Annotated in this window: 5 protein-coding genes and 2 pseudogenes; 5 read left to right on the forward strand and 2 right to left on the reverse strand. The window is 50.4% G+C overall.

Annotation, left to right across the window (positions count from 1 at the left end; genetic code table 11):
• Positions 1-148: 148 nt before the first annotated feature.
• Positions 149-1,456 carry an aminotransferase class I/II-fold pyridoxal phosphate-dependent enzyme gene (locus BLT35_RS25810; RefSeq protein WP_074730209.1) on the reverse strand — a complete coding sequence of 436 codons (1,308 nt, stop codon included), beginning with the start codon at positions 1,454-1,456 and terminating at the stop codon, positions 149-151.
• Positions 1,457-1,652: 196 nt separating this feature from the next.
• On the opposite strand from BLT35_RS25810, the gene BLT35_RS25815 reads away from it, so the two are divergent.
• Complete coding sequence (locus tag BLT35_RS25815; protein WP_054820188.1) at positions 1,653-2,429, forward strand: DeoR/GlpR family DNA-binding transcription regulator; 777 nt, start codon at positions 1,653-1,655, stop codon at positions 2,427-2,429.
• A gap of 114 nt (positions 2,430-2,543) precedes the next feature.
• Positions 2,544-3,377, forward strand: coding sequence for a 5-dehydro-4-deoxy-D-glucuronate isomerase (gene kduI, locus BLT35_RS25820; protein ID WP_171005945.1), 834 nt, complete (start codon positions 2,544-2,546; stop codon positions 3,375-3,377).
• Positions 3,378-3,453: 76 nt separating this feature from the next.
• Here kduI and glsA read toward each other — a convergent pair whose 3' ends face one another.
• A complete protein-coding gene (glsA, locus tag BLT35_RS25825) occupies positions 3,454-4,404 on the reverse strand; it encodes a glutaminase A (protein ID WP_062409370.1) in 951 nt (316 codons plus the stop codon).
• A gap of 57 nt (positions 4,405-4,461) precedes the next feature.
• Here glsA and BLT35_RS27275 point away from each other — a divergent pair, with 57 nt between their 5' ends.
• The 3 genes and pseudogenes from BLT35_RS27275 to BLT35_RS25835 form a co-directional block, all read left to right on the forward strand.
• Positions 4,462-4,671, forward strand: a complete 210-nt coding sequence (locus BLT35_RS27275; RefSeq protein ID WP_175472072.1) for a hypothetical protein — start codon at positions 4,462-4,464, stop codon at positions 4,669-4,671.
• Between the two features lie 160 nt (positions 4,672-4,831).
• Positions 4,832-5,493: pseudogene (locus BLT35_RS25830) on the forward strand (FAD-binding protein); the annotation flags it as partial.
• Between the two features lie 17 nt (positions 5,494-5,510).
• Positions 5,511-5,739: pseudogene (locus tag BLT35_RS25835) on the forward strand (IS3 family transposase); the annotation flags it as partial.
• Positions 5,740-5,990: the final 251 nt, after the last annotated feature.

Below are 5,990 nucleotides of genomic sequence, written 5' to 3' on the forward strand. Positions count from 1 at the left end.
CATCAACGAAAACCTCCGTCAAATTTAGCTATTAACTATTTCGACAGAGGCTTTGGAAATCCTTGTTAGTTAATTGGTCAGTCGTAGAAAAAAAAAGCCAAGTCCCCCTCCTCGTACGGAGCGGGGGACTTGGCTTTTTCTCATGAATTTAATTGGAGGAGCGCTTCTCAATATCCAGCACACCTTGGTAGATCGTTTCGAACAGCTCTTCGATATTCTCTTCCTCGATGCAGGAGAAAGCAACCCGCAGGTCCGTTTCGCCAAGAGCGATGGTGCCAATGCCGTACTGCTCCAAGAGATGGACGCGCAGCGTTTCGGCATCGACGGTCTTCAGCTTCAGGCACATGAAATAGCCGGAATTGAACGGGTAGTATTCCCAGGCGTCGTCGAATTTGCCGCTGTCGAGCAGCGCTTTGGTGCGGTTGGCACGGCCCTTCATGATCTCGAATTTCTCCCGCTTCTGCGCATCGAAATCCGGAGATTGCAGCGCGCGCAGCACGAACGTTTGGGACGGATGCGGACCGCTGGAGATCGTCGCGCGGATGATGCCCATCGTTTTCTGCTCAAGCGCGGCCAGCATGGCGTCGCTTTGGCCGGCATAGGTGATGAAGCCGACCCGGAAGCCCCATACGTATTCTTCTTTGGTGGCGCCGTCGATTTTGATCGACAGGACGCGAGGATGCAGATCCGCCAAGTCTCCAGCCAGCGATTGATGCAAGGAATCCTCGAAGAATAGTCCGAAGTAGGCGTCATCGGTCACGGCAACCACGTTGATACCGGCTTCCGCGGCGTCCTTGATGGCCGCTACGATGGTACGCCCTTCTTCCGGTCCCGGCGTGTAGCCCGTCGGATTGTTCGGGAAGTTCAGCAGGACGATCGCCTTGCCTTTGTCCTTCTGCGCCAGCAGGGCGTCACGGAGTCCATCCGCGTTAAATTTGCGCTCGCTGTTGTACAGCGGATAGTATACGAGCTCGGCTCCGCGGCGAATGCCGAAGGTCAGCTCGTAGTTTTCCCAATTCTTGTCGGGGATGACTACAGCGTCTCCCGGTCCGGCGAACAAATCGGCCACGATGCTCAGCCCGTGCGTCAGCGCATTGGTTGCAATCGGATTGCCCAGGCTTTTGCCCTGAAGAGACGGGTTTTCTTCGAGCATTTTGCTGCGCCAAGCGGCACGCAGCTCCGGTTTGCCGGCAGGCGGCGCATATTCGTAAATGTCCTTGGGATTATATGCGGACAGCGTATCTTGAATCACCTTCAGATGCATCGGCTGGCCTTTCTCCAGCGCCGTACCGATGGTAGCGTTGAATTTCTTGGCTTTTGCCTTAGCTTCTGCGGATTGGCTGAGAATGCCTACCTTGGGGAAATAGATTTGCTTGCCAAGATCGGAAAGCATGTCGTATACATGCTGGTTTTCTTTCGCGATCGTTTCGTTCAGCTGGCGTGCAAGTGGGTTCATTCTAATTCTTCCTTCCATGTTCTTCTTTGGCATTAGCCCATATTATATCATTTTAGCCCGGGAGCGTCACGATGCTTTTTACAAGCGCGGATGCCGGAGCGTACGTTTCGTTTTTTTCAAGCGGAGACATCTTGGTTTTGCCGGGAAAGCTGTGTTACGATGGGTGAAACGATATTTGCAGGAGCGGAGGCATCCGATGTCAGCCATCAAACGTTACGAAAGCATAATGGAGCAGCTGATAGCCAAAGGAGAAGTGACCGTTGCCGATCTGGCCGCCCGGCTTGGGGTAACGGGTAAAACGATTCGTCAGGATCTGGAGAAGCTGGAGGCCAAGGGACTGCTGCTGCGAACCCATGGCGGTGCGATCCTGGCAAACGAGGGATATTCCGGTTTGTTCCCGGACAAGACGCCGAACGGCAAACAGACGAATGAAAAATACGAGGCCGCCATGTGCGCATTATCCTTCATAGAGCCTAACGATATTATCGCCCTGGACAGCGGCAGCACCACGCTGCAAATCGCCCGTCTTTTGGACAATGAACCGCTCACGGTCATCACGAACGATCTTTACATCATTAGCGAGCTGATCAGGAAGGATCAGATCCGGCTTGTCGTTCCCGGAGGCTTCCGGAGCCGGAATCTGCTGGTCAGCGAGGATGCGGGACGTTTTTTGCAGAAGCTGAACGTGCAGAAGGCTTTCCTGTCGACCACCGGGATCCATCCCGAGTACGGCTTTACGATCTTTACGTATATGCATATGGAGCAGAAGCAGGCGTTGATCCATTCAGCCAAGCAGGTGTTTTGCGTTGCCGACAACAGCAAATTCGATAAGTGCGCGCTTATTACGTTCGCCAAGCTTTCAGACATTCCGGTCATCATTACGGACAGCGGTTTGCCTGAAGCAACGGCGATTAAATATGAGGAGGCAGGCGTTCGCATTGAACAGGGAGGTTCCCGGGGTACGAAGGGATAATAAAAATATGTTCAAATTGGTTCATTTTAGTTCAAAAATAATTTATATGTACTGAAATGAACGTTCGTATTATAATAGCAAGTGAATACGTTATCGGGAGGAATTCATATCATGATGGAAAACCGTTATGCCACCCATCCGACAGATACGAAATCGTACGATACGGAACGCTTGCGCAAACAATTTTTGATGGAGGGTTTGTTTGTTCCCGGACAGCTGAACATGGTCTATAGTCATGTAGACCGCTTGATTACGGGCGGCGTAATCCCGCTAAAAGAGCCGGTCAAGCTGGAGGCCGACAAGCATGATATCGGCGCGGATTATTTTCTGGAGCGCCGCGAGATCGGGATCGTCAATATCGGTGCCAAGGGAAGCGTAATCGTGGACGGAACCGGGTACGAGCTGGACAACAAGGACGGCTTGTATGTCGGTCTCGGCAACAGGGAAGTATGGTTCAAAAGCGCCGACGCATTGAATCCGGCACGCTTCTACCTGAGCTCCGCACCTGCGCACCAACATTACCCGACCGAAAAAGTAGCGATCGGCCGGGCGGAACCGGCGTATTTGGGATCCCTCGCCCAATCCAACGAGCGCACGATCTATAAATACTTCCATCCGAACGGCGTGCAAAGCTGCCAGCTCGTGATGGGCATGACGCTGCTGAAGCCGGGCAGCATGTGGAATACCATGCCCAGCCATACGCATAGCCGCCGTTCGGAAACGTATCTCTATTTCGATATGCCGGAGGACGGCGTTGTGTTCCATATGATGGGGGAGCCAAGCGAAACGCGTCATCTCGTAGTGCGCAATGAGCAGGCGGTCATCAGTCCGAGCTGGTCGATCCACAGCGGCGTCGGCACATGCCATTATACGTTTATTTGGGCAATGGCCGGAGAAAATCAGGAATTCGCCGATATGGATATGATCGCGATGCAGGACCTGAGATAAGCCGTCATGAACCAACAAAACACAAGCCTCAACCGCTTTGGCGGACGAGTCTTGTGTTTTGTTTGCTTCCGGCGGCTTAAAACATGCTCCAATCGAAATGCACCGAAAGCGACTGCAGCAGATGTACGCCGGCGATGCTGTTGCCTTTGTCGTTGAGCGCCGGACCGATGACGCCGATGCCGTAACGGCCGGGAACCAGCGTCATAATGCCCCCCGAAACGCCGCTCTTGGCCGGCAGGCCGACACGGATGGCGAATTCCCCGGAAGCATTGTACATGCCGCAGGAAACCATGAAGGTTTTGGCGATCTGCACGTAACGCCGGGGGATCAATGTGCGTCCGGTCAGCGGGTCCGTGCCGTTCATCGCCAGCACCAGAGCCATTCGGGCCACGTGACGGCAGGTAACCTCGATCGAGCAGTGCTTAAAGTAAACGTCGAGGATTTCCTCTACCTCGTCGGCCTCGGTAAGCACCTGGTTATCCTTAAGGAAATAGGCCAGCGACCGGTTGCGGTGGGCGGTAGACGACTCTGAACGATACACGGCTTCGTTGTATGTGAGCGACGCGTCGTCGGCAAGCTCCCGGAAAAAAGCGAGTATGCGTTCCGTTTTTTCCGCCGGTGTGACTCCGTGGATCAAAGAGGAAACGGCAATAGCCCCGGCATTGATCAAGGGATTGAACGGTTTGCCCGGCTCCACCAGTTCCAGCTTGAGCATGGAGTTGAAATCGTCGCCCGTCGGCTCCATCCCGACCTTCTGGAATACGCCTTCCTCGCCCCGATCCATTAGTGCAAGGATTAGTGTGAACACTTTGGAAATACTCTGCATGGTAAAGCGCAAGCCGCAGTCGCCCGAGGTCACCACCCGGCCGCTGCCGTCCATCACTGTAATCCCGAGCGCATCGGCAGGAGCGTGACCCAGCTCGGGAATATAGGAAGCCGGCCGGCCTTGAGACGTTACGCTCCGGCTCGCTTCCAACCATTCGGGCAGCTTCTGTGCAAGCTGGTTTAATTCGGATTCGTTGCTCAAACCAAAAACCTCCTTTATCAATAGAATAGCTTTTTTGCACATGAAAGAAAAGCTTCCATGGGAGCAGCGGCGCCGGCTGGTTGTGGATTAAAAGTTGTTAATATACAGGATTTGGGATCCATTCTTCATCAAAAACAAAAAAGTTTTGTAGACTCTTTGCATCAAAGTGGTTATGAAGTCCATGATGAGCGGGTGAATGAGTCTTGCCAAAGTCGCCTAATGTTTGTAGATCGCGCCTATAAATGGCCGCGTCCCAACGAATTCTAGACAACACATGTGAAACAACTTCAATTGGAAAGTCCGTGTATTGTGAAAACTTTTTTCAGAATCTTGACTGATAATTTGTGGTTGAACGCTGACATCAGACCTAAAAAAAGAGAAGAAGATATAGAGAAATTTATCGCAAGAGGGAATTCTCTCACGAAAGCGCAATTGGCTTGAAACATTATATGATCAGACAAAAACAGGAACTCAAAAGTTAGTCCAATTCGGCTATCCATTCCCAACTGATGAACCTGGAATTCCAATTTGCAGAAATTTGCAAGGGCCAGAGTATATGCGTCTTATGAGAAGAACCATCCAAAAAGCAGGGGTTAAAATATTTGATCGTTCTCCGGCTTTGGAACTGCTAGCAGATTTTTCTGGAGTTGGCGGGGCAATCGGCGTGAATTTGGATACTGGAGAAGATTGGATAGTAAAAGCAAAATCAGTTGTCATAGCCACCGGGGGATGCGCATTTTTAAGCAACGCACTTGGATGCAATGTACTGACGGGCGATGGCTATTTGATGGCTGTAGAAGCTGGAGCGGATCTATCAGGAATGGAATTTTCCAATGCCTATGGATTTTCAACCGATTTTTCTTCATGTACCAAAAATCTTCTGTATCACTGGGCGACTTTTTACAATGAGGACGGTTCTATCATAGAGAAAAGAGATAAACGATCGCTGTCGAAAATTTTGCAGGTAAATCCGATTTATGCCAAATTGGACAAAGCGACAGAAGATATTAAGGTTGCGATGAGATATGCACAGCCAAACTTTTTTTAGCCTTTGATCGGTTGGGTATTGATCCGTTTCAAGAGCGATTCCGATTACACTCCGTGGCCGATCGCTGAGTATGAAAGGCTGTCCGTACGACAACGCTGTCGCTGAAGCCACCCTACAAGATCATGAAAACAGAGTTTGTGAATCAGATGAATTTCCAGAGTCTTCGTCATCTGGAGTTGGAATTATACGATTACGTAAACTGGTTTAACAAGTATCGCATTCATGGAACCTTAGGCTATATGACGCCTGTTCAGTATCGCCAAGAAGCCCTTAAAAAAATTGTTTGATTTACTGTTGACAATCCAGCATTATAAAAAGTTGAAAAAAGTAAATCCTCTGACCATTCAATATTTAAAAAGTAATGATATCCGAGTTATTAGCGGTTCAATTAACGGGGGCTCTTTATTATATAGTAGGAAAAGACTCCGGAATCAATAATTTAAAACTCAACTTTCGCAGCTTAAATTCGGTAGGTAAGCCTTGATGTAATTGGGCAAACCGGCGATCCAATGCTGAAGTTGTGTTTGGATAAGTGTTG

Origin of the sequence: Paenibacillus naphthalenovorans (assembly GCF_900099895.1) — a bacterium.
Lineage (GTDB): Bacteria > Bacillota > Bacilli > Paenibacillales > NBRC-103111 > Paenibacillus_G > Paenibacillus_G naphthalenovorans.

Coding starts and splice junctions, on each gene's coding strand:
- BLT35_RS25810 (WP_074730209.1), bottom strand. CDS start 1,456: ATGAACCCACTTGCACGCCAGCTGAACGAAACGATCGCGAAAGAAAAC.
- BLT35_RS25815 (WP_054820188.1), top strand. CDS start 1,653: ATGTCAGCCATCAAACGTTACGAAAGCATAATGGAGCAGCTGATAGCC.
- kduI (WP_171005945.1), top strand. CDS start 2,544: ATGGAAAACCGTTATGCCACCCATCCGACAGATACGAAATCGTACGAT.
- BLT35_RS27275 (WP_175472072.1), top strand. CDS start 4,462: ATGGGAGCAGCGGCGCCGGCTGGTTGTGGATTAAAAGTTGTTAATATA.